Genomic DNA, 21,367 nt, shown 5'->3' with positions numbered 1-21,367 from the left:
TCCAACCCCGCCCCTTCCCCGACCTGGGGCAGGCCCCAGGCCCCGGACGCCCTGCGGGCGTGTCCTCAAACGCCGGACGGGCTGGATTTGCTGTGCGCGGCTCATTCGAGCCGCGCACAGCAAATCCAGCCCGCGTCGGGCGGCCTTCGGGCCCGCCCGCTACACCGCCGCCGCCAGTGACAGGGCGAAACGCTCACCCTCGTCCGTCCACCACTCACGAAGGTTCAGCCCCGCCCCCGCGAGCTCGCGGCGTACCCCTTCGCGGCGGAACTTCGCCGAGACCTCCGTGCGGATCTCCTCACCCGCCTCGAACGACACCGCGATGTCCAGCTCCCGGATCTTCACCGTCAGCGCCGAACGTGCCCGCAGCCGCATCTCGATCCACTCGTGCCCGCGGTCCCACACCGCCACATGGTCGAAGTCGCCGGGATCGAAGTCCGCGCCCAGCTCGCGGTCGATGACGGACAGGACGTTCTTGTTGAACGCGGCGGTGATGCCCTGCGCGTCGTCGTACGCCGCGACCAGCGTCTCCTCGTCCTTCACCAGGTCCGTGCCGAGCAGCAGCGCGTCACCGGGTGCCAGCAGCGACCGTACGGACTTCAAAAACACCGCGCGCTCGTCGGGCAGCAGGTTCCCGATCGTGCCGCCCAGGAAGGCGACGAGGCGTGGCCCCGGCGTTCCGGGCAGGGCGAGCCCGCGCGTGAAGTCCGCGATCAGCGCGTGTACGGACAGGGCGGGCCGCTCGTCGAGGAGCGACGACGCGGCCGCGGTCAGCGCACTCTCGCTCACGTCCACCGGGACATAGCTGTCGAGCTCGGGCGCCAGCGCGTCCAGCAGATGGCGGGTCTTCTCCGAGGAGCCCGAGCCGAGCTCCACCAGCGTGCGCGCCCGCGTCGCGGCCGCGATCTCCGGCGCGCGGGCGATCAGGATCTCCCGCTCCGCCCGGGTGGGGTAGTACTCGGGCAGGCGGGTGATCTCCTCGAACAGCTCGCTGCCACGCGCGTCGTAGAACCACTTCGGCGGCAGCACCTTCGGCGTGCGGGTCAGTCCGTGCAGTACGTCGGTACGCAGATCGGCGTCCGTCGCGTCCTCGGGCAGGGTGCGGGTCAGCAGGAACGGGCTCACGCAGTGGGCTCCTTGAGCGGGGTCAGCAGGACATCGGTGCGGGTGGCGGCGAGCAGGGTGTGGTCCGGGACCTCACGCCAGTGCGGATCGTCGTCGTACGGCTCGGAGGCGACGATCGTGCGACGGCCCGGCTCGGCGTGGTACCAGAGGGTGTCGCCCCAGGCGGTCGCGGCGATGGTCTCGCCGTCCGTGAGCAGTAAGTTCAGCCGGGAACCCGGCGCGGCCTCGGCCAGCTCCAGGACCGTGTCGGCCAGCGCCTGCCCCAGCTCGTCGCCGTCGCGCAGCCGGTGCAGTACGAGCGCCCAGACCAGCGCCGAGTCGCACCGCGCCTCCAGGGCGAGCAGTTCCGCTGCCGGCAGCGCGCCGGCGAGCAGCGCGGCCGACCGGGGCCAGCCCCTGAGTGCGCCGTTGTGGCTGAACAGCCAGGGTCCGGCGGCGAACGGCGCCGCCGCCGCCTCCCCGTCCGCGCCCGCCTCCGTGGCGTCACGGACCGCCGCGAGCACGGCCCCGGAGCGTACGACACGGGCCAGGTCGGCGAAGGAGGCGTCGGCCCACATCGGGCCCGCGCGCCGGTAGCGGGCCGGAACCGGGTCGCCCTCGGCGTACCAGCCGACGCCGAATCCGTCCGCGTTGACGGTCCCGTACCGCTGGAGGCGCGGCGCCCATGCCTGGCGGTACAAGGCGTGAGCGGGTTTTATTAGGAGGTCACCGAGGGGCACCGGCGGTCCCAGGCAGGCGAAGTGCCGGCACATCAGGAGACCACCGCGCCCGTGGGTACGTCCCGGACGTCCGGGGCGTCCCTTGCCGTGCGGAACCCCGCGAAGATCTGGCGGCGTACCGGCAGGTCCCAGTTGCGGAACGTGCCACGGCAGGCCACCGCGTCGACGGCGAACGAACCGCCCCGCAGCACCTTGTGCGCGCTGCCGAAGAAGACCTCGGAGTACTCGCGGTACGGGAAGGCGGCGAAGCCCGGATAGGGCAGGAAGTCGCTCGCTGTCCACTCCCACACGTCGCCGATCAGCTGCCGTACGCCGAGCGGGGACTGTCCGGGGGCGTACGCCCCCACCGGAGCCGGCCGCAGATGCCGCTGGCCGAGGTTCGCCCGCTCCGGGGTGGGGTCGCAGTCGCCCCACGGGTAGCGCAGGGAGCGGCCCGACGCCGGGTCGTGCCGGGCCGCCTTCTCCCACTCGGCCTCCGTGGGCAGCCGCCGGCCCGCCCACCGCGCGTAGGCGTCCGCCTCGTACCAGCTGACGTGCAGCACCGGCTCGTCCTCCGGTACGGGCTCCACCACCCCGAAGTGCCTCCGCAGCCACTGGCCGCCCTCGCGGTGCCAGAACAGCGGGGCACCGAGGCCGTGCTTGCGTATCTGCGCCCAGCCCTCGGCAGCCCACCAGCGCTCGTCGGTGTAGCCGCCGTCCTCCATGAAGCGGAGGTACGCGCCGTTGCTCACCGGCACCGTGTCGATGAAGAAGGCCGGGACGAAACGGTGATGTGCGGGCCGTTCGTTGTCGAGCGCCCACGGCTCGGTGGACGTACCCATGGTGAACGGGCCGCCGGGGACCATGACTTCGGGTGCCAGGTCCGCCGTCGTGGCGTACGTGGGGCGCGGCGGCGGGGGAGCGGTGAGCGCGACGGGCCCACGCCGCAGCTGATGGGTGATCAGCATCGTTTCGTCGTGCTGCTGTTCGTGCTGGGCGACCATGCCGAACGCGAAGGCCGCGTCCAGCAGCGGGGTCCCGCGCAGCGGACTGCGTTCCAGTACGTCGAGGGCCCGGCCCCGTACGTCGGCGGCGTACCCGCGGGCCTCGCCGGGGGAGAGCAGCGGGAGCGACGGGCGCTCGGCGCGCGGGTGCTCGAAGGCGTCGTACACCGAGTCGATCTCGGGGCGCATGGCGTCACGCCCCGCGACCGCCCGCAGCAGCCACAGCTCCTCCTGGTTACCGATGTGGGCCAGATCCCAGACCAACGGAGACATCAAGGGGGAGTGCTGTGCCGTCAGTTCACCGTCGTCCACGCAGTCCGTCAGCGCGGTGGTGCGCTCGCGCGCCCTCAGCAGCGCCTCGGCGGCGAGGGCGCGGAGCGATTCGGGGTCGGTGGCGGGATCGGCGGGGCCGTTGAGACCGGCAGAGCCGGTGGGGGCGCTCATATGCGGATGTCCTTCCCGTGAGCGGGGTCGAGCAGATCGTCGGCGGGGCATCGCCCGTGCACGACGTACCGCTCGGTGAACGCGGCGACGGCGCACTGCACCGCTGTCGAGGCGCCGAGGCGGGGCAGCGCGTCGAGCGCCGCGTCGAAGCAGGTCTCGGCGGCCGATCGCAGCTCGGCGTCGGCCAGCCCGTACCGTGCGGCGTTGATCCACAGCGGATTGCGCGGCGCGGGCAGCAGGCCCGCCGTCTCGGCGAGGGGCCTGACGGTCCGGTACGCGATCTCCGCGGCCGCCGGGTCGTCGAAGAGCGCGGTGGTCACGGCGAGCGGAACGATCCAGCCGTGGTCGCCCGGCTGGGCGTCGATCATGCGCAGTTCGAGGTGACCGCGCGGCCGTACCGGTGGAAAGAGCGTGGTCAGGTGGTAGTCGAGGTCGCTGCGGGTCGGCGGCCGCGGGGCTCCGGAGCGTATCCAGGAACGGAACGACAGCCCCTCCGGTACGTCCCAGGGCGCGTCGGTCCCCCCTCTGACGCACATCACGGGAGCGTCCAGCACCCGCTCCGTCCACGCACCGCGCGGCTCGGCGTCGAGGGGCGGGGCGAAGGAGCGGCCGGGCTCGATCTCCGTCCACAGGGCCTGGCGCGTGGACCGCCAGCCGGTACGACGCCGTTGCTGGAAGGGGGAGTTGGCGAACGCGGCCGACAGTACGGCGCCGAGCAGATGGGCGAGCAGCCAGCGCCGCCCGTAACCGAGCGGGCCCGGCTCCTCGTGGCCGGCGTCCAGACAGACCTGGACGGACGCCGACGAGCACATCATGGCCCGGCCTGCCGGACCGGCCCGGTCGAGATACGCCTCCATCGCGTCGTAACGGGGCTCGCGCAGGAGGCGCTTCGGAGGGTGCCAGGGGTCCGTGCCGATGCCGGTGAGGCCGAGGTCCCGGGAGCGCAGAACGGCGCGTACGGCGTCCAGGTCCGCGGATACGGAGTCGACGCACTCCGTCAGGGACGGGGCCGGGAGGGAGCTGAGTTCGAGCTGGCCGCCTGGCTCGACGGTGAGGGCCGAGAGCAGGGGCAGGGCCCGCAGAGCGGCCATGGCGGCTTCGAGGCGGGCGGGTTCGACGGGGAGTTCGGGGAGGTGGAGCTCGTGGACGAACCATTCGAGTTCGACGCCGATGGTGCTCGGTGGACCTGTCTTGAAACAGATGCCGCGCAGTAATGCTTCGGCGCCGGCCTCGGTGACCGGCGCGCCTTCTTGCACGAAGTCCCCTGTGGGCATGGGCTGTTCCTCCTTCACGGTGGTCGGTGATCCGGTTGTAGGTGATCCGGTCGTCGGGATCGTGCCTGAGCCCGCCCCGGAGACCGGGACGGGCACCGCACTCCAGCTAAGCCACTGACTTGGAATCGCACAAGGGTGTCCTGGCGGCGCGGAAACTCCGTTGCGCCGGCGCACGGCGGTCGCCGACGATCTGACGTGTGAGCGCACGACTGCGGGGAATCGCGAAAGAGACCGAAGAGATCGTCCGGACGGGCAGGTACGCCGCACCGGACGGCCGCGGCGTGCCGATCGGCGAGGAACTGGCAGCCGCACTGGCGGGAACCAGGCTGTACGGCCCCGACCCGGTCGCCGTCACGCCGGACACGGACCGTACGACAGCCTTCGAGGTCACGGACGAGAGCAGCCTGGCGGCCGCCCGCAGGCTGACCGGCGCGGGAACCGGCCCGGTCGCCGTGCTGAACTTCGCCTCCGCGCGCAACCCGGGCGGCGGCTACCTGAACGGCGCCCAGGCACAGGAGGAGGCGCTGTGCCGAGGCTCCGCGCTGTACGCGACCCTGCTGCGCGCCCCCGAGTTCTACGCCCACCACCGTGCCGACCGGAGTCCGTTCTACACCGACCGGGTCATCCACTCGCCCGGCGTCCCGGTGTTCCGCGACGACCGCGGCGCGCTGCTCGCCGCGCCGTACACCGTGGGGTTCCTGACCTCGCCCGCGCCGAACGCGGGAGTGATCCGCAGCCGCGAGCCCGAGGAGGCGCACCGGATCCCGGCGGCGCTGGGGTCCCGCGCCGGGCGGGTCCTGGAGACGGCCGCCGCCTGCGGTTACCGGAGGCTGGTGCTGGGCGCCTGGGGCTGCGGTGTGTTCATGAACGATCCCGCCGCGGTGGCGGGCGCGTTCCACGCGCACCTCACCGGAGAGGGGCGCTTCTCGGGTCACTTCGACGAGGTGGTCTTCGGCGTGCTGGACCGCACGCGCGCGGCATCCGTCCTTGGCGCCTTCCGCGCGGTGTTCGCCGCGCAGACCAAGTCAACGGCGAAGGCCGATTCCGGCGCCGCGGCTCAGGTCCAGCCGTAGCGCACGCGCAGGCGCTGCACGACCCGGTCGAAGCGCGGCCGGTCCAGGGCACACGCCTCCCGCCGCATGCCGTTCTCGTGCACCCGCAGTACCCGGTCGAGGTCGACCCACGACTCGCGCCGCTCCGCGTCCCACGGTCCGCAGCCGATCGCCGCCCACTCGCGGTCGCGGTCGTGCCGCTTGCTGGACAGCCGTACGGCGAGCAGCGTGCCGGCCGCCTCGCGGGCCACTACGAGCACCGGCCGGTCCTTGCCCCGGCCGTCGTTCTCCTCGAACGGCACCCAGGTCCAGACGATCTCGCCCGGGTCGGGGTCGCCGTCGCGGTCCGGCGCGTACGAGGTCCGTACCGGACCGATCACACGAGGGTCGGCCTCGGTGGTCGCGGCGGGGCCGCGCCGGCCGGGCAGTTCGGCGATGTCGTCGGAAGATGATGTCACCCGGGTGAGGTCAGGGCCTGGACGGCCCAGTCCGCAGGGCGGGCCCGGCGGCCGGGCCACAGGCTCGCACCATGGCCACACGAACCCTGAGCGTCCTCGTCGCAGCGGGACTCATGAGCACGGCGGCGCTGTTTCCGGCGCCCGCCGGCCCGGACGCCGAGCCCCTTCGCACCGCCACGCCCCGTACCGTCTCCGCCTGGCTGCCCTACTGGGACCAGGACGGGGCATACCGCGACGCCCTGAGCCCGCTCCTCAAACGCCGGAGGGGCTGAAAGTTGCCGCTGCGCGGCAACCATCCAGCCCGTCCGGCGTTTGAGGACACGCCCGTAGGGCGTCCGGGGGTCTGGGGGCTTGCCCCCAGTTCGGGAAGGGGCGGGGTGGGGAAAAGCCCCGCAGGGCCACGGCCGCCCGCTCCCCACCCACCCCCGTCACAGCGACCGCGGCCGGCCCGCCGTGCCCAGTGCCCGCAGGTCCGCCTCAATCAGCGTCGCCGCCTCCCGCAGTGCCGGCAGCAACGCCTCCCGCATCTCGTCCGGCGCACCGTCCCCCGCGTGCCGGGCCACATTCACCGCCGCCACCACACGGCCGTACCCGTCCCGCACCGGCACGGCCAGCGAGCGCAGGCCCTCCTCCAGCTCCTCGTCCACCAGGGCGTAGCCATCCGCCGCGGCCCGCTCGACGATCCGGGCCAGCTCGACCGGCGAGGTCACGGTACGGCGGGTCAGCGCAGGCAACGCCTCCGGCAGCGGCGGCCGTTCGTCCCGCGTCAGGCCCGCGAGCAGCACCCGGCCCATCGACGTGGCGTACGCCGGAAAGCGCGTACCCACCGTGATGTTGACGCTCATGATGCGCACCGTGGGGACGCGCGCCACGTACCGGATGTCGGCGCCGTCGAGCACCGCCAGCGACGCCGACTCGTGCACGCGCCGTACCAGAGCCACCAGATGCGGCTGAGCGATCTCCGCGAGCCCCAGCTCGGACAGCCGCGCACAGCCCAGTTCGAGCACGCGCGGCAGCAGCCGCCACCGGCGCCCGTCCGAGGCGACGTACCCCAGCTCCTCCAGCGTGAGCAGCGAGCGCCGTGCCGTCGCCCTGGCCAGCCCGGTCGCCTCGGCGACCGCCGTGAGCGCCATCCCGTCGCCCCGGTCGGCGCCGAGCGAGCCGAGGACGGCCAGTCCGCGCGCCAGGGACTGCAGAAAGCCGGGCCCCAGCTCACGCTTGGCCTCCAGCGAGGTGTCCCGTACGGGCGCGGCCTCCGGCGCGGGGCGTGGCGCCGCCAGCGCCGCCTCCAACTCGCCCTGTACGGCGAGCAGCCGGGGCAGTACGGTCTCCCGCAGCGACTCCAGGGTGTGCCTGCTGGTGTGGCTGACCACGCTCACCGCGCACACCGTCCGGCCCGCCCCGTCGCGTACGGGCACGGCGACCGCCACAAGGCCCGGCTCGATCAGCTGGTCGTCGCCCGCCCAGCCGTCCACGCCCGCCCGGGCCACCCGCTGCTCGAAGGCGTCCGCGTCGAGCGGGCGCCTCAGCGGCGGCACCGCCGCGAACCCCGCGGCCGGCGGATCCGCGTCGCGCCGTCCACGCCACGCCTGCCACCCGTCCGCGTCCCACTCCGCCGCGAACAGCGCCCCGGGCGCGCACCGCTCCGCGGGCAGCAGGTCGCCGATCCGGAAGGCCAGTGACATGGTCCGCTGCCGCGTCGTCTGGAGCACGAACCGCACCCCCGCGACCCCGTCGTCCGGCACCGCCACCGACACGGACTCGTCGAACTCGTCCGCGAGCCGTTCGGCCGCCGGCCCGAGCGCCGCCGGAATCCCGCACGCCGTGAGGTACGCGCCGGGCAGTTCCATCAGCCGGGGAGCGAGCGCGACCTCGCGCCCGTCGCTGCGCGCGAGGCCGAGCCGGTCGAGCGTGGACACCACCCGGTCGACCGTGGAGCGGGCCAGGCCCGTCGACCGTACGAGATCACTGTTGCGCATCCGGTCGTCGGCGCCGGGCGCGGACAGGGCGCGCAGCACGGTGAGCCCGCGCTCCAGGGGCCCGACAGATTCGGCGCTGGACATGGGATTCCTCCTGGCAGGCCGTTGACACCGGCCGGCGCTCGGCAGAGACTCAGGGTGAGTCAGATATGAACGATAGTTCATTCTGCGAACAACGACCAGCCATCAGCAAGCGGCGACCCAGAACCTCCGCGCACGCTACGACTCCGGGAGAGACCCGATGAGCATCCGCGACGTCTACATCGTCGACGCCGTCCGCACCCCGATCGGCAAGTTCGGAGGTGCCCTCTCCTCCGTACGCCCGGACGACCTCGCCGCCCACGTCGTCAAGTCGCTCGTCGCCCGCGCCCCCGGCCTCGACCCGGCCAGGATCGACGACGTCTACTTCGGCGACGCCAACGGCGCCGGCGAGGACAACAGGGACGTCGCCCGCATGGCCGTGCTGCTCGCCGGGCTCCCGGTCTCCGTCCCCGGCGTCACCGTCAACCGCTTGTGCGGTTCAGGCCTGGAGGCCGTCATTCAGGCGGCCCGCGCCGTCGCCGTCGGGGACGCCTCCGTCGCCATCGCCGGCGGCGTGGAATCCATGTCCCGGGCCCCCTGGGTGCTCCAGAAGCCCGAGCGCGCCTTCCCCGCCGGGCACCAGGAGCTGCACTCGACCACGCTCGGCTGGCGCATGACCAACCCGCGGATGCCCGACGAGTGGACCGTACCGCTCGGCGAGGGCGCGGAGCTCATCGCGGACAAGCACGGCATCACCCGTGAGCAGCAGGACGCCTTCGCGCTCGCCAGCCACCAGAAGGCGGCGAAGGCGTGGTCGGACGGTCTGTACGACGGCGAGGTCGTCCCGTACGACGGTGTGGATCTCACGCGTGACGAGTGCATCCGCGAGGGTTCGACCATGGCGGCCCTTGCCAAGCTGAAGCCCGTCTTCCGCAAGGACGGCAGCGTCACGGCGGGCAACGCCTCACCGCTCAACGACGGCGCCGCCGCACTCCTGATCGTCGACGAGGAGGGCCTGCGCGCCACCGGCCGCGAACCGCTCGCCCGTATCCGCACCTCCGCCGTCACCGGCATCGAACCGCAGCTCTTCGGCCTCGGCCCGGTCGAGGCGGTCCAGCGTGCGCTGGCCAAGGCCGGCCGGTCCTTCGCCGACCTCACCGCCTTCGAGCTGAACGAGGCGTTCGCCGCCCAGTCGCTCGGCTGCCTCGCCGAATGGCCGGACCTCGACCCCGCCGTCGTCAACCCGCGCGGCGGCGCCATCGCCATCGGCCACCCGCTCGGTGCGTCCGGCGCCCGCCTCGCCGGATCCGTCGCCCACCAGCTCGCCGCCGCCGGCTCGGGCACGGGCCTCGCCGCGCTGTGCATCGGTGTCGGCCAGGGCCTCGCACTCGTACTGGAGCGCTGACCGGATGCGCACCACTGTGGGGATCATCGGAGCGGGCCCCGCCGGCCTCCTCCTCGCCCGGCTGCTGCACAACGCCGGCATCGACTGCGTCGTCCTGGAGCACAGGACCCGCGCGTACGTCGAACAGCGCCAGCGCGCCGGAATCCTCGAACAGGGGACGGCCGACGCGCTGCGCGCCTGCGGCGCCGGCGACCGCATGGACGCCGAAGGGCTCGTGCACCACGGCATCGAGCTGCGCTTCGACCGGCGGAGCCACCGCATCGGCTTCCCCGAGCTGGCCGACGGCCGGTCGGTGACGGTGTACGCCCAGACCGAGGTCGTCAAGGACCTCGTCGCACTCCAGCTTGCCGAAGGCCCGCCCCTCCTCTTCGAGGCCCGGGCGCTCGCCGTCGAGAAGCCGGAGTCCGACCACCCTGTCGTCCGCTTCACCCACGAAGGCCGCGAGCAGACCCTCGACTGCGACTACGTCGTCGGCTGCGACGGCTTCCACGGCATCGCGCGCGCCGCGGTCCCGGACGAGGTGCGGCGTACCTATGAGCGCACGTACCCCTACTCCTGGCTGGGCATCCTCGCCGATGTCCCGCCGTCCTGCGACGAGTTGATCTACGCGCGCGGCGAGGACGGCTTCGCGCTGCACAGCATGCGCTCGCCCACCGTCTCGCGCCTCTACCTCCAGGTGCCCAACGGCACCGACCCCGCCGACTGGTCCGACGACCGGATCTGGGACGAACTCGACCGGCGCTTCGCCGTGGACGGCGACTGGAGGCTGGCGCGCGGTCCGGTCACCTCGAAGTCGGTTACGCCGATGCGCAGTTACGTCACCGAGCCGATGCGCTACGGTCGCGTCTTCCTGGCCGGGGACGCGGCGCACATCGTGCCGCCCACCGGGGCCAAGGGGCTCAACCTGGCGGTGTCGGACGTACGCATCCTGGCCCGCGCCTTCGAGCACCACCACCGCACCGGATCCGACGAACTCCTCGACTCCTATTCGGACTTGTGTCTGCGGCGGGTGTGGCAAGCCACCCGTTTCTCGTACGACATGACTACGATGTTGCACAGTCAATCAAGCGAGAGCGCGTTCGACAGTCGAGTGCATCTCGCAAGGCTGCACCGCCTCGCTGCCTCCCGGCCCGCCGCCGCGGAACTGGCCGCGAACTACACGGGACTTCCTCTCTGACTGGAGCATCCGCATGCCCCTGCTCGACCCCAGGACCTGGCAGCCCGTCCGGCTCACGGGCGGTGAGTCGGACGTCGTCGAGCCGGCGACGGGCGAAACGCTCGGCCGCGTCACGCTCGCCACCGCGGACGATGTCGGCACGGCCGCGCGGACTGCCGGGGCCGTGCAGACGGCATGGGCCCGCACGCCCCACTTCGTGCGGGCCGCCGTGCTCCGCCGCGCCGGTGACCTGTTCGCCACGCACGCCGACGAGCTGCGGGAATGGCTCGTACGGGAATCAGGGTCCATACCCGGCAAGGCCGACTTCGAGCTGCACGTCGCCGCCCAGGAGTGCTACGAGGCCGCCGCGCTCGCTTCCCGCCCCGCGGGACAGGTGCTGCCGAGCGAAGCGCCACGGCTTTCGTACACGCGGCGGGTGCCGGCCGGGGTGGTCGGCGTCATCGCACCGTTCAACGCCCCGCTGATCCTGTCCATACGCTCGGTCGCCCCCGCGCTCGCGCTCGGCAACGGCGTCCTGCTGAAGCCCGACCCCCGTACCGCGGTCTGCGGCGGCCTCGCACTGGCCGCCGTATTCGCCGAGGCCGGGCTGCCGGAGGGGCTGCTGCACGTCCTGCCGGGCGGCGCGGAAGCCGGGCAGGCGCTCGTCGCCGACCCGGCCGTCCCGGTCGTCTCCTTCACGGGGTCCACGGCGGCCGGCCGCGCGGTGGGCGAGGCCGCGGGGCGCGCGCTGAAGCGCGCCCACCTCGAACTGGGCGGCAACTCCGCCCTCGTCGTGCTGGAGGACGCCGACCTCGAAGGCGCCGTCGCCCAGGCGTCCTGGGGATCCTTCTTCCACCAGGGCCAGATCTGCATGACCACGGGCCGTCACCTCGTGCACGCCTCGCTCTACGACGAGTACGTCGAACGGCTCGCCGCCAAGGCCGAATCCCTGGCCGTCGGCGACCCGCACCGCGAGCAGGTGCAGCTCGGCCCGATCATCGACGACTCCCAACTGACCAAAATCCACGGTCTCGTGGAGGCCAGCACGGCGAGCGGCGCGAAGCTCGCGGCGGGCGGCACGCACCGCGACCTCTTCTACCGGCCGACCGTGCTCGCGGGCGTCGACGACGACACTCCGGCGTACGCCGAGGAGGTGTTCGGGCCTGTCGCGCCGGTCCGTTCCTTCACCACCCTGGAGGAGGCCGCGGCCCTGGCCTCGGCGAGCCCGTACGGTCTCTCCCTGGGCATCGTCACCCGCGACACCGCACTCGGAGTGGAGCTCGCGGACCGTATCCCCACCGGTATCGTCCACATCAACGACCAGACGGTGAACGACGAGGCGGTCGCGCCCTTCGGCGGAGTCGCGGCCTCCGGCACGGGTGCGCGCTTCGGCGGCGAGGCGAACCTGGAGGCCTTCACCGAAACGCGCTGGACGACGGTACGCCGCGAACCGGCGGGCCACCCCTTCTAGAAAGCACCCTTCCGGAAAGACGCCGCGAGTACGCGAAAGGGCCCGGCCGCACCGCACACGGCCGCCGGGCCCTCGTTCCCCGCTCTGCCTGCTGCTCCGCCTAGCCCGCTTCCCGCGCGTCCTGTGTGCCCTGAGCGGCCTTCGCCTCCTCGACGGACCTGCGGACCTCGTCCATGTCGAGCTTGCGGGCCTGCCCGATGACATCCTCCAGCGCTGCCTCGGGCAGCGCGCCGGGCTGGGCGAACACTGCCACGTTCTCGCGAACGATCATCAGCGTCGGAATCGAGCGGATCTCGAAGGCGGCGGCCAGCTCCTGCTGAGCCTCGGTGTCGACCTTGGCGAAGACCAGGTCGTCGTGACGTTCGGACGCGCTCTCGAAGACGGGTGCGAACTGCCGGCAGGGACCGCACCAGGAAGCCCAAAAATCAATCAGGATGAAGTCGTTGTCGGACACGACCTGATCGAAATTTTCCTTGGTGAGCTCGACGGTGGACATGGTGTGCTCCTCTTCCTGGCATAACGGGCGAAGCCGTCCCGCACAACGGCATGCGGGCTCGCGATATTCCGCCTGCCCGGCTGGCCACGGCGCACACCCCCGACGAGACTGCCCGTATGACGGATGCAGTGGACACGGCGGACGCGGCTGACGCGGCGTACGCCGCGGCGGAGTACGACGTTGTAGTGGTCGGGGCCGGGCCGGTCGGCGAGAACGTGGCGGACCGTGCCCGCGCGGCCGGACTGACCACGGCGGTGGTGGAGAACGAACTGATCGGCGGCGAGTGTTCCTACTGGGCCTGCATGCCGAGCAAGGCGCTGCTGCGCCCGGTGACAGCCCGCGCCGACGCGCGCCGCGTGCCGGGACTGCGCCAGTCGGTGCGGGGCCCGCTGGACGTGGCCGAGGTGTTCGCGCACCGCGACTACTACGCGTCGAACTGGAAGGACGACGGCCAGGTGAGCTGGCTGGAGTCCATCGGAGTGGACATCCACCGGGGCAGGGGCCGGCTCGCGGGCCCCAGAACGGTCGTCGTCCAGGCCCCGTCGGGCGAGCGGTACACCCTCACGGCGCGGCACGCGGTGGCGGTGTGCACCGGCAGCCGCGCCGTCGTGCCCGATCTGCCGGGGGCGGCCGGGGCGAACCCCTGGACCAGCCGTGAGGCGACCAGCTCCGGAAAGGTACCCGACCGGCTCGTGGTCGTCGGCGGGGGAGTGGTCGCCGTGGAGATGGCCACGGCCTGGCAGGCACTCGGCTCCCGGGTCACCGTGCTCGTACGCGGAAAGGGCCTGCTGGCGAAGATGGAGCCCTTCGCGGGCGAGCTGGTCGCCGAAGCCCTCACGGAGGCCGGTGCCACCGTACGCACCGGAACCTCCGTCGCCGCTGTGGAGCGACGCGAGGGCGGCAGCGGCCCGGTCACGGTCGTCCTCGACGGCGGGGAGCGCATCGAGGCCGACGAGATCCTCTTCGCCACCGGCCGCGCCCCGCGCACCGACGACATCGGCCTCGACACGGTCGGCCTGAAGCCCGGCTCCTGGCTGAAGGTCGACGAAACCTGCCGCGTCGAGGGCAACGACTGGCTGTACGCCGTGGGCGACGTCAACCACCGGGCGCTGATGACCCACGAGGGCAAGTACCAGGCACGCGTCGCGGGAGCCGCCATCGCCGCAAGGGCCAAGGGCGAGCCCCTGGACACCGCCCGCTGGGGCGCCCACTCCGCCACCGCCGACCACGCCGCCGTACCCCAGGTGGTCTTCACCGACCCCGAGGCGGCGGCGGTCGGCCTCACCCTCGCACAGGCCGAGGCGGCGGGGAACCGGGTGCGGGCGGTCGACTACGACATGGCGTCGGTCTCGGGTTCCGGCCTGTACGCCGACGGCTACCGGGGCCGCGCCCGCATGGTCGTGGACCTGGACCGCGAAACCGTACTCGGCGCCACCTTCGTGGGCCCGGGCGTCGCCGAACTGCTGCACTCGGCGACGGTGGCGGTGGCGGGCGAGGTCCCGATCCCCCGCCTGTGGCACGCGGTCCCGGCGTACCCGACGATCAGCGAGGTGTGGCTGCGGCTCCTGGAGACGTACCGCGGCTGAGTGCGCGGTCCGACAGAGCGGCGGCGGGGACGACGTGACCGTCTGATTTTCGCGGGGCCGCCCGGCGAGTCGGGCGGAGTTCCACCGACACGGAAAACAGGACGATTGGGAACCCGGGTCGGGATGGCAAGGTGCAGGAGCCGCAGTTGCGACATGACTGCGGCCGGTGCGGCGATGGTCGGGCCGTGGCACGGAACAAAGGAACGAACTGATGGCATCAACAGGCACTGTGAAGTGGTTCAACGCGGACAAGGGCTTCGGGTTCATCGAGCAGGACGGGGGCGGCCCTGACGTGTTCGTCCACTTCTCCGCCATCCAGTCCACGGGCTTCAAGGAGCTCCAGGAGGGCGACAAGGTGGAATTCGAGGTCACCCAGGGACCCAAGGGGCCGCAGGCGGAGAACGTCACCGTCAGGTAGCGCGCCCTCGGGGTGCCCGGTCCCGCGGAACGACCGCCGGGACCGGGCACCCCGTTCTCCGTGCGGCGGGTCGCAGCCGACGCCGTGCCCGGGCGCCCGGCCCACGGCGGTCCCACGTTTCGGGAGTCAGGCCGAGTCAGGCCTGCGGCGCGGGCTTGAGGACGGCGAAGGTCGCGCCGAAGGAGTCCGCGAGCCAGGCGATCCTGCCGACGTCGGGGACGTCCGCGGCGGGCATGACGACCGATCCGCCGTTCCCCTGCGCCTTGGCGGCGATCTCGTCCGCGTCCCGCACCGCGAAGTAGGGAATCCAGCGTGACTTCTCCGAGGCGCTCCGGAGCGGGGTGACACCGCCGAACGAGGCGTCCTGCTGGTCGCCTTCGGCGGTGGAAAGCACCGTGTACGTCATGCCCGGCGTCTCCATCTCCTGTGACCGCCACCCGAACAGCGAGCCGTAGAAGCGCAGGGCGGCCACCGGATCGCCGATGTGCAGCTCGGCCCAGCACAGGGAGTTGTCGTCGGAGGTCATCTCCAGCCCCTTGACGGCGGTCGGCTGCCATACGGCGAACTCCGCGCTGCCCGGGTCGGTGAGGCAGGCCATCCGGCCGGCGTTCATGACATCGAACGCCTCGACGCGGACGGCGCCGCCGTTCTGTTCGGTCGCCTTCACCGTGGCATCCGCGTCGGGCGTCTGGAAGTACACCGTCCAGGCGGAACTGGCCCCCTCCTCGGTGAGCGGCCCGAGGGCGGCGACCGTCTTGCCGTCCCGCTGGAAGAAGCCGTACCCGCCCGCCTCGGGGCCTGCCGACAGGAAGTCCCACCCGAAGACACTGCCGTAGAACGCGGCGGCGGCCGCTGTGTCGGGGCTGCCGAGGTCCAGCCAGTTGGGGGACCCGGTGACGAAGTCGGTGCTGAGCATGGTGGTACGCCCTGCCTCTCTGGAGGTTTCCCGCGGGGGTGGCCGACGGAGCACCTGCCACCCTTGCCGATCGCCTCCGTGCGGGCGTCAGCCATCGCAGCGCAAGGGGCCCGGTTTCATCCTCATGGAGCAGGAGCACGGACCGGCGCAGGCGGCTGCCCCTCAGTGCGCGTGCGCCGTGCCCTTGCCGGCTTCGACGGTGAAGGCGGCGGTGCGGACCTTGCCGTCGTGCTGGAAATCAAGGAAGAGGCGGTACGTTCCGGAGCTCGGCGCGGTGGCGGTGAAGGAGACCTCCGGGCCGGGCTCGGTGACGCCGTCGCCGGGTTCGCCGTTGGGGTGGACGTGGAGGTAGGCGAGGTCGCCGGAGCGCAGGGCGACGAGGTGACCGTACGCGCCGAGGTACGGCTGGAGGTCGGTGACCGGCTTGCCGTCCTTCGCGACGTTCAGACGGAGCTCGCCCCTCTTTCCGGGACGCAGTCCGCCGGTGAGGGTGACCTCGTATCCGTCGACCTCGGCGGTGGCCGCGGGGGCGGGGAGGCCAGCGGGTGCGTACGTGCCCGATACGGCCAGGTCGGCGCCGAGCGTCAGCGCCTCGGCCCCCTTCTTCGCGGGCTTGAAGTCGGCGAAGGCCCGGTAGCCACCGGCTGCGGGCAGGTCGGCGGACGTACTCCAGGTGCCGTCGGCGGCGCGTGTCGGGTGGAGGTGGCGGTAGACGGTCAGATCGCGCGAGGCGACGATGAAGTGCAGCTCCTTGCCGTGTTCGCGCTCGTACGCGGTGACCTTGCGGCCGTCCTCGTCCTGGATGGAGAAGCGGAGTCGCGTACGGTCGCCGGCGGCGACGTGGGGGGTTTCGAGGGTGAGGGTGTAGCCGCTCTCCGAGATGTGCAGGCCACCGGCCGCGGGCGACGCGGCCTGGTGCCCACCGTGCCCGCCGCCGCCGGCGGCTTCCTTCTCCCTCGCCTCCCCGTGCCGGCCGTGTCCCGCGGACTGCTCGCCCGCGGCGACGGGGCCGACGCCCTTGCCGACGCCGTACGCCGTGCCGAACGTCGCGGCGACCGCTGCGGCGAAAGCTGTGATCTTCAGTGCCGTGTTCATGACGCTCCCCTGGAGGTATGAGCCGCTGCTGAAGGGGCGGCCGATGCACTCCAACATACCCCCCAGGGGTATCAAGTCAAGTGCGGAGGACGCACCCCGACGGCTCACCCGGCGCCCCGCTCAGGCGGTCCGGTCGTCGCGGCGGCCCGGGGCCTGCTCGCCGCCCTGGTCCTCGTCCGGTTTGTGGCCGGGCCGCGCGTGCGGTACCAGCGCCGGGGCGACGTTTCCGAGCACGGTCTCGCGGTCGACGACGACGCGGGCCACGTCGTCCCGGCTCGGCACCTCGTACATCACGTTGAGCAGGAGCTCTTCGAGGATCGTGCGCGCCGCCCGGGCGCCGGTACGGCGCAGCAGCGCCTGGTCGGCGATCGCGCCGAGGGCGTCCTCGGTGAACTCCAGCTCCACGCCATCGATTTCGAACAGCCGCTGGTACTGCTGGATCAGCGCGTTGCGCGGTTCGGTCAGGATCCGCACCAACGAGGCCCGGTCGAGCGGCCGCACGGCCGTCACCACCGGGAGCCGCCCGACGATCTCCGGGATCAGACCGAACTTCAGCAGGTCCTGAGGCGTGACGCGGGCGAAGGAGCCCTGCTCCTCCCGGCCCTCATCGGCGGCCGGAACCGCCGCGCCGAACCCGATGCCCCGACGCCCGGCCCGCTGCTCGATGATCCGCTCCAGACCGGCGAAGGCCCCGCCGACGATGAAGAGCACGTTGCTCGTGTCGAAGGGGACGAACTCCTGCTGCGGGTGCTTGCGGCCGCCCCGCGGCGGCAGGCTCGCGATCGTGCCTTCCAGGATCTTCAGGAGGGCCTGCTGTACGCCCTCACCGCTGACGTCGCGCGTGATCGACGGGTTCTCGCTCTTCCGGGCGATCTTGTCGATCTCGTCGATGTAGATGATTCCGGTCTCGGCCTTCCGCACGTCGAAGCCGGCGGCCCGGACCAGCTTGAGCAGGATGTTCTCGACGTCCTCGCCGACGTACCCGGCCTCCGTCAGTGCCGTCGCGTCGGCGATCGCGAACGGGACGTCGAGCATCCGGGCGAGGGTCTGGACGAGGTACGTCTTGCCGCATCCGGTGGGGCCGATCAACAGGACGTTGGACTTGCCGAGCTCGACTGCCTCCTGTCCGCCCTGCCCGCCGCTCTGCCTGCTCTGCCCGCTGCGTCCGTCGGCCGCCGCGGCAGCGCCGACGCGCTTGTAGTGGCCGATGCGCTTGTAGTGGTTGTGGACGGCGACCGCGAGCGCCTTCTTGGCGCCGTCCTGCCCGACGACGTACTGGTCGAGGAAGGCGTGGATCTCCCGCGGGGTCGGCAGCTCCTTGGGTCCGCCCCCGCCGGGACCGTCCGCTTCCTCCGCGATGAGTTCGTTGCACAGGCCCACACATTCGTCGCAGATGCAGATCCCGCCGGGGCCCGCGATGAGTCTCCCGACCTGCTTGTGGCTCTTCCCGCAGAACGTGCACTTCGGCAGGTCGCCGCTGTCACCGATACGTGCCACTCGGAAACGCCTCACTCATCCGCATTCGAATGTCCAAACCATATGACGTCAGCATTTGGATGCCCGACGGTATCTTGAACCGACACGGACGGCAACGCGCAGGCAAGTGAGGACCATGGGCCGGCTCAGCAGGGCGGAGCTGCAGGAGCACAACCGCGCCAGGGTGCTCGACGCGGCCAGGAACGAGTTCACCGAACGCGGTTTCCCCGGAGCGAAGGTGGACGCCATCGCCGAGCGCGCCGGACTGACCCGCGGTGCGGTGTACTCCAACTTCCCCGGCAAGCGGGCCCTGTACTTCGCCGTACTGGCCGACCTCGCCGAGCGCGACCACGAGCCTGTGCACCCCGAGCCCGGCCACACCGCCCCCGAGGCACTCGGCGCACTCGCCCGCGCCTGGGCCGGTGAGCTGCCGCTCGTCGACGCCGACACCGGTGGGCGGCACGGGTCGCCCCGCCTGGGCAGACACCTGATGTCGGAAGTGCTCTCCGAGGATCGGATCCGGCGGCCGTTCGCGCAGTTGATGAAGCTGGACGCGATCCTGCTCGGCCTGGCCCTGGAGGAGCTGCGGCCGCCCGACGCGCCGCCCGCCCGCCTGGTGCGTACGGCGGAGGCCGTCCTCACGACGCTCCACGGCGCGAGTCAGATGGCCGACGCCGCGCCGGGCTTCATCGAACCCTTCAACGTCGTCAGCGCCTGCGAGCGGCTGGCGGGCCTCGACCTGCGGGACACCTGGCCCCCGCCGCACCTGCCCTACATCCCCCGGGCACGCCCGGCCGACGAGCCCTGGTCCCCGCCTCCCGCGACGGACGCCGTACGCGGGACACCGGCGCGCCTGGCGGATGACGGCGTGGTGGCGATCCTCGGGTTGCACCGGCTCGAAGCGGCCGAGGAAGCGGTACGGGCCGCGCCACCCGGGGCCACGGTCACCGCCGTTCTGGTCACCGGCGAACCGGCCGAGCTGCTGCCGCTGGCCCGGCTGGCCGTCGCCGGCCTCTGCGGCTGCCTGCGCCGGGCGTTCCCGCCGTCGGCGTGGCCGCGACTCCAAGTGGTGTACGACGCGTCCGGAGCCCTCGCGCGGGCGGCCGGCGTACCGGCCGTGAGCGACGGCACCGAGGCGGCCGTCCGTATCGAAGGGGGCCGGATCGTCGCCCGCGCCGACGGCCGCGGCGCATGCCACGCCGCGGCCGCGACCGAGGACGCCGCCCGGGTCGGCCACGCCCGCCGGGAGGGGAGCCGCCCTTCATGACGGCGGGCGACGAGGAGAGCGCGGCCGTGGTCGAAGCCGCCTGGCAAAAGCTCCGCCACGCGCAGTGTGTGTCGTCGAGCTGAAGAATGGGCGTCAGCCCAGTTCGAGGCTTGTGATCCCGAACAGGCCTGAGCAGTCGATCCGCGGGACGGGACCCGTGTACATCCGTGCGGTCTCGAACGTAGGCGTCAGGCCGAGCTGTTCCACGAGGCGCCCGGCCTCGGGGTGGATGTCCGGTACGTCGATCGCCACCTGCTCGCCCGGGGTCGTGGCCCCGAGTGCGCTGACCAGTGCGGCGGCCACCTCGGGCGACTCGGCGTAGAGCGGGCCGATGCGCGAGGCCGCGCGGCAGGCGCGCAGGACGGCGAAGCCCCGCAGTTCCCCGTCGCGGACCGCCGCCAGCGCGGTGCGCTGCGGTGCGGCGATCCAGGACGCCAGGAAGTGGTCGCGGGCCGCCGGGAAGAACCGGCGGTCGTACGCGGCCAGTTGCGTGAACGGCAGGGTCCGGGCGTCCACGAGGCCGACGCCGGCGGGCGCCGGGGGGTCGCCGGACGGGATCCCTTCGTACCGGATGTTGTTCCAGGCGGACCGGAAGCCGGACTTGCGGTAGTTGCCCTGCTGTTCCACCACACCGTCGAGCCCGACATTGCGCCCGTCGAGGCGCGCCATCCCGGCCCGCCACAGCTGGATTCCGTAACCCTGGCCGCGCAGGGGCGGGCGGGTGATGTAGAGGCCCAGGAAGCCGAAATCGGGGCCGTAACGCACGACCGAGACGCAGGCCGCGGGCTCGCCGTCGAGCCGGCCCACCAGGAAGCCGTGCGGGTCGGTGGCGAAGAAGGTGCAGCCGTCGCCGAGGCCCGGATTCCAGCCTTCGGCGTCGGCCCAGTCGCCCAGCAGGGCGATGTCGTCGGCGCTCGCAACCCCGATTTCGAATGCAGCCACGTCTCGCTCCCAGAATGTTCTCTTGACCCCAAGCGCGGTTGATGTTCAACAGTGATCCCTGACCCAGGCAACTCCGCGCCGGGGAACCAGTTCAGGAGCGTATGACATGCACGCGATACGGCTGCACGCTTTCGGCCCCGCCGGGAACCTGACCTACGAGGAGGTCCCGGGCCCGGTCCCGGCCGAAGGAGAGGTGCGAATCGACGTACAGGCCAGCGGAGTTCACCTGATCGAGACCACGCTGCGCCGCGGCCTGGCCGTCGGCCCCCATGAGCCGCCCGCCCTCCCCGTTACACCCGGCGCCGAGGTGGCAGGCGTCGTGGGGGCGGTCGGCCCGGGCGTGAGCACGCAGTGGCTCGGCCGCCGGGTCGTGGCTCAACTGGAGCTGGACGGAGGGTACGCCGAGCAGGCGGTCGTCGCCGTCGACGCGCTGCACCGGATCCCCGGCGGACTGGACGCCGAAACCGCCGTAGCGGTGATCACAACCGGCTCCACGGCCCAGGGCGTGCTCGCGGTCGCGCAACTGACCTCCGAGGACGTGGTGTTGGTGATGTCGGCGGCCGGCGGCCTCGGCAGCCTGTTCGTGCAGGCGGCACGCCACGCCGGCGCCGTCGTCGTGGGAGCGGCCGGAGGCCCCGCGAAGGTGGGACGCGTCCGTACGCTCGGCGCCGGCATCGCCGTCGACTACCGCGACGCCGACTGGACCGCCCACGTCCGCGAGGCGCTGGACGGCCGTGAGGTGAGCGTGGTTCTCGACGGCGTGGGCGGTCGGCTCGGCCGCCAGGCCCTGGAGCTGCTGGGCCCCGGTGGGCGGTTCCTGCTGCACGGGTGGGCCGCCGGGGAACCGACCGAGATCACGACGCGCGATCTCGTCGAGCGCGAGCTGACGGCGACCTGGGCGATCGGGCCGAATATGGTCCCCGCCGGCGGCTGGCGCGAACTGGCGGCCCGGGCCCTGGACGAGGCGGCGGCGGGCCGCCTCGTCCCGCTGATCACCCGGTTTCCGCTGGAGCGGGCCGCTGACGCGCACGCCGCGCTGGAAGCGCGCGAGACCGAGGGCAAGGTGGTGCTGACGGCGTAACGT

The 21,367-nt window shown here is 72.5% G+C and carries 20 protein-coding genes; 9 read left to right on the top strand and 11 right to left on the bottom strand.

Translation table 11 applies throughout. The features are described 5' to 3' along the window. Window positions 1–159 precede the first annotated feature (159 nt). The 4 genes from egtD to egtA are packed head-to-tail and all read right to left on the bottom strand — an operon-like array spanning window position 160 to window position 4,545. Window positions 160–1,125, bottom strand: coding sequence for an L-histidine N(alpha)-methyltransferase (egtD, locus tag J7E91_RS06575; protein WP_214899888.1), 966 nt, complete (start codon window positions 1,123–1,125; stop codon window positions 160–162). Beyond that, window positions 1,122–1,877 carry an ergothioneine biosynthesis protein EgtC gene (gene egtC / locus J7E91_RS06570; RefSeq protein ID WP_214899886.1) on the bottom strand — a complete coding sequence of 252 codons (756 nt, stop codon included), beginning with the start codon at window positions 1,875–1,877 and terminating at the stop codon, window positions 1,122–1,124. Before egtC ends, egtD begins: the two co-directional genes overlap by 4 nt. Next, entirely contained in the window at window positions 1,877–3,271 is a 1,395-nt protein-coding gene (egtB, locus tag J7E91_RS06565) for an ergothioneine biosynthesis protein EgtB (RefSeq protein WP_214899884.1), read from the bottom strand. Before egtB ends, egtC begins: the two co-directional genes overlap by 1 nt. Then, window positions 3,268–4,545 (bottom strand): ergothioneine biosynthesis glutamate--cysteine ligase EgtA, encoded by a 1,278-nt coding sequence (egtA, locus tag J7E91_RS06560; RefSeq protein ID WP_214899883.1) that lies wholly within the window; start codon window positions 4,543–4,545, stop codon window positions 3,268–3,270. The genes egtB and egtA overlap by 4 nt, the downstream gene beginning before the upstream one ends. Window positions 4,546–4,742: 197 nt before the next feature. Here egtA and J7E91_RS06555 point away from each other — a divergent pair, with 197 nt between their 5' ends. After that, the gene (locus J7E91_RS06555; RefSeq protein WP_214899881.1) at window positions 4,743–5,618 is read left to right on the top strand and encodes a TIGR02452 family protein; all 876 of its coding nucleotides are present in this window, start codon (window positions 4,743–4,745) and stop codon (window positions 5,616–5,618) included. Here the strand turns inward: J7E91_RS06555 and J7E91_RS06550 are convergent. Continuing rightward, window positions 5,603–6,055, bottom strand: coding sequence for a type II toxin-antitoxin system PemK/MazF family toxin (locus J7E91_RS06550; protein ID WP_214899879.1), 453 nt, complete (start codon window positions 6,053–6,055; stop codon window positions 5,603–5,605). The two genes, J7E91_RS06555 and J7E91_RS06550, sit on opposite strands and share 16 nt — an antisense overlap. A 71-nt stretch (window positions 6,056–6,126) precedes the next feature. Here J7E91_RS06550 and J7E91_RS06545 point away from each other — a divergent pair, with 71 nt between their 5' ends. Then, window positions 6,127–6,327 (top strand): hypothetical protein, encoded by a 201-nt coding sequence (locus J7E91_RS06545; RefSeq protein WP_214899878.1) that lies wholly within the window; start codon window positions 6,127–6,129, stop codon window positions 6,325–6,327. 156 nt (window positions 6,328–6,483) lie between these two features. Here the strand turns inward: J7E91_RS06545 and J7E91_RS06540 are convergent, their stop codons facing one another. Continuing rightward, window positions 6,484–8,118, bottom strand: coding sequence for an IclR family transcriptional regulator C-terminal domain-containing protein (locus tag J7E91_RS06540; RefSeq protein ID WP_214899877.1), 1,635 nt, complete (start codon window positions 8,116–8,118; stop codon window positions 6,484–6,486). 157 nt (window positions 8,119–8,275) lie between these two features. Between J7E91_RS06540 and J7E91_RS06535 the strand changes: the two genes are divergently transcribed. From J7E91_RS06535 to J7E91_RS06525, 3 genes are read left to right on the top strand one after another with little or no spacing between them, the layout of a single operon-like run. Continuing rightward, window positions 8,276–9,460, top strand: a complete 1,185-nt coding sequence (locus tag J7E91_RS06535) for a thiolase family protein (protein ID WP_214899876.1) — start codon at window positions 8,276–8,278, stop codon at window positions 9,458–9,460. A 4-nt stretch (window positions 9,461–9,464) separates the two neighbouring features. Beyond that, window positions 9,465–10,637: a 4-hydroxybenzoate 3-monooxygenase gene (locus J7E91_RS06530; RefSeq protein ID WP_214899875.1), complete on the top strand. Its 1,173-nt coding sequence runs from the start codon at window positions 9,465–9,467 to the stop codon at window positions 10,635–10,637. 13 nt (window positions 10,638–10,650) lie between these two features. After that, complete coding sequence (locus J7E91_RS06525; RefSeq protein WP_214899874.1) at window positions 10,651–12,087, top strand: benzaldehyde dehydrogenase; 1,437 nt, start codon at window positions 10,651–10,653, stop codon at window positions 12,085–12,087. A gap of 100 nt (window positions 12,088–12,187) precedes the next feature. Here the strand turns inward: J7E91_RS06525 and trxA are convergent, their stop codons facing one another. Beyond that, complete coding sequence (trxA, locus tag J7E91_RS06520) at window positions 12,188–12,583, bottom strand: thioredoxin (RefSeq protein WP_214899873.1); 396 nt, start codon at window positions 12,581–12,583, stop codon at window positions 12,188–12,190. Window positions 12,584–12,699: 116 nt separating this feature from the next. Between trxA and J7E91_RS06515 the strand changes: the two genes are divergently transcribed. Both J7E91_RS06515 and J7E91_RS06510 read left to right on the top strand, forming a co-directional pair. Next, window positions 12,700–14,169, top strand: a complete 1,470-nt coding sequence (locus tag J7E91_RS06515; protein WP_214899872.1) for an NAD(P)/FAD-dependent oxidoreductase — start codon at window positions 12,700–12,702, stop codon at window positions 14,167–14,169. A gap of 211 nt (window positions 14,170–14,380) precedes the next feature. Further along, window positions 14,381–14,587: a cold-shock protein gene (locus tag J7E91_RS06510; protein WP_214899870.1), complete on the top strand. Its 207-nt coding sequence runs from the start codon at window positions 14,381–14,383 to the stop codon at window positions 14,585–14,587. Between the two features lie 136 nt (window positions 14,588–14,723). Here J7E91_RS06510 and J7E91_RS06505 read toward each other — a convergent pair whose 3' ends face one another. The 3 genes from J7E91_RS06505 to clpX all read right to left on the bottom strand — a co-directional run bounded on the left by J7E91_RS06505 (window position 14,724) and on the right by clpX (window position 18,095). After that, window positions 14,724–15,503 carry a VOC family protein gene (locus J7E91_RS06505; protein ID WP_214899869.1) on the bottom strand — a complete coding sequence of 260 codons (780 nt, stop codon included), beginning with the start codon at window positions 15,501–15,503 and terminating at the stop codon, window positions 14,724–14,726. A 162-nt stretch (window positions 15,504–15,665) separates the two neighbouring features. Further along, window positions 15,666–16,598, bottom strand: a complete 933-nt coding sequence (locus J7E91_RS06500; protein WP_214899868.1) for a hypothetical protein — start codon at window positions 16,596–16,598, stop codon at window positions 15,666–15,668. A gap of 120 nt (window positions 16,599–16,718) precedes the next feature. Further along, the gene (gene clpX, locus J7E91_RS06495) at window positions 16,719–18,095 is read right to left on the bottom strand and encodes an ATP-dependent Clp protease ATP-binding subunit ClpX (RefSeq protein WP_214899867.1); all 1,377 of its coding nucleotides are present in this window, start codon (window positions 18,093–18,095) and stop codon (window positions 16,719–16,721) included. A 115-nt stretch (window positions 18,096–18,210) separates the two neighbouring features. On the opposite strand from clpX, the gene J7E91_RS06490 reads away from it, so the two are divergent. Then, entirely contained in the window at window positions 18,211–19,341 is a 1,131-nt protein-coding gene (locus J7E91_RS06490; RefSeq protein WP_214899866.1) for a TetR/AcrR family transcriptional regulator, read from the top strand. Window positions 19,342–19,434: 93 nt separating this feature from the next. Here the strand turns inward: J7E91_RS06490 and J7E91_RS06485 are convergent, their stop codons facing one another. Next, window positions 19,435–20,283: a GNAT family N-acetyltransferase gene (locus J7E91_RS06485; RefSeq protein ID WP_214899865.1), complete on the bottom strand. Its 849-nt coding sequence runs from the start codon at window positions 20,281–20,283 to the stop codon at window positions 19,435–19,437. A gap of 106 nt (window positions 20,284–20,389) precedes the next feature. Here J7E91_RS06485 and J7E91_RS06480 point away from each other — a divergent pair, with 106 nt between their 5' ends. After that, a complete protein-coding gene (locus tag J7E91_RS06480; protein WP_214899864.1) occupies window positions 20,390–21,364 on the top strand; it encodes a zinc-binding dehydrogenase in 975 nt (324 codons plus the stop codon). The last annotated feature ends 3 nt before the right edge of the window (window positions 21,365–21,367 follow it).

Origin of the sequence: Streptomyces sp. ISL-99, from assembly GCF_018614005.1 — a bacterium.
In the GTDB taxonomy this organism is placed as follows: Bacteria; Actinomycetota; Actinomycetes; order Streptomycetales; family Streptomycetaceae; genus Streptomyces; species Streptomyces flavidovirens.
Note: the sequence above shows the minus strand (reverse complement) of the source record. Positions and strands in the feature narration are given on the sequence as shown.

Bases quoted from the DNA above. Each gene is read 5' to 3' on its own strand.
- egtC (WP_214899886.1), bottom strand. From the start codon at position 1,877: ATGTGCCGGCACTTCGCCTGCCTGGGACCGCCGGTGCCCCTCGGTGAC.
- egtB (WP_214899884.1), bottom strand. From the start codon at position 3,271: ATGAGCGCCCCCACCGGCTCTGCCGGTCTCAACGGCCCCGCCGATCCC.
- egtA (WP_214899883.1), bottom strand. From the start codon at position 4,545: ATGCCCACAGGGGACTTCGTGCAAGAAGGCGCGCCGGTCACCGAGGCC.
- J7E91_RS06545 (WP_214899878.1), top strand. From the start codon at position 6,127: ATGGCCACACGAACCCTGAGCGTCCTCGTCGCAGCGGGACTCATGAGC.
- J7E91_RS06540 (WP_214899877.1), bottom strand. From the start codon at position 8,118: ATGTCCAGCGCCGAATCTGTCGGGCCCCTGGAGCGCGGGCTCACCGTG.
- J7E91_RS06535 (WP_214899876.1), top strand. From the start codon at position 8,276: ATGAGCATCCGCGACGTCTACATCGTCGACGCCGTCCGCACCCCGATC.
- J7E91_RS06530 (WP_214899875.1), top strand. From the start codon at position 9,465: ATGCGCACCACTGTGGGGATCATCGGAGCGGGCCCCGCCGGCCTCCTC.
- J7E91_RS06525 (WP_214899874.1), top strand. From the start codon at position 10,651: ATGCCCCTGCTCGACCCCAGGACCTGGCAGCCCGTCCGGCTCACGGGC.
- trxA (WP_214899873.1), bottom strand. From the start codon at position 12,583: ATGTCCACCGTCGAGCTCACCAAGGAAAATTTCGATCAGGTCGTGTCC.
- J7E91_RS06515 (WP_214899872.1), top strand. From the start codon at position 12,700: ATGACGGATGCAGTGGACACGGCGGACGCGGCTGACGCGGCGTACGCC.
- J7E91_RS06510 (WP_214899870.1), top strand. From the start codon at position 14,381: ATGGCATCAACAGGCACTGTGAAGTGGTTCAACGCGGACAAGGGCTTC.
- J7E91_RS06505 (WP_214899869.1), bottom strand. From the start codon at position 15,503: ATGCTCAGCACCGACTTCGTCACCGGGTCCCCCAACTGGCTGGACCTC.
- J7E91_RS06500 (WP_214899868.1), bottom strand. From the start codon at position 16,598: ATGAACACGGCACTGAAGATCACAGCTTTCGCCGCAGCGGTCGCCGCG.
- J7E91_RS06490 (WP_214899866.1), top strand. From the start codon at position 18,211: ATGGGCCGGCTCAGCAGGGCGGAGCTGCAGGAGCACAACCGCGCCAGG.
- J7E91_RS06480 (WP_214899864.1), top strand. From the start codon at position 20,390: ATGCACGCGATACGGCTGCACGCTTTCGGCCCCGCCGGGAACCTGACC.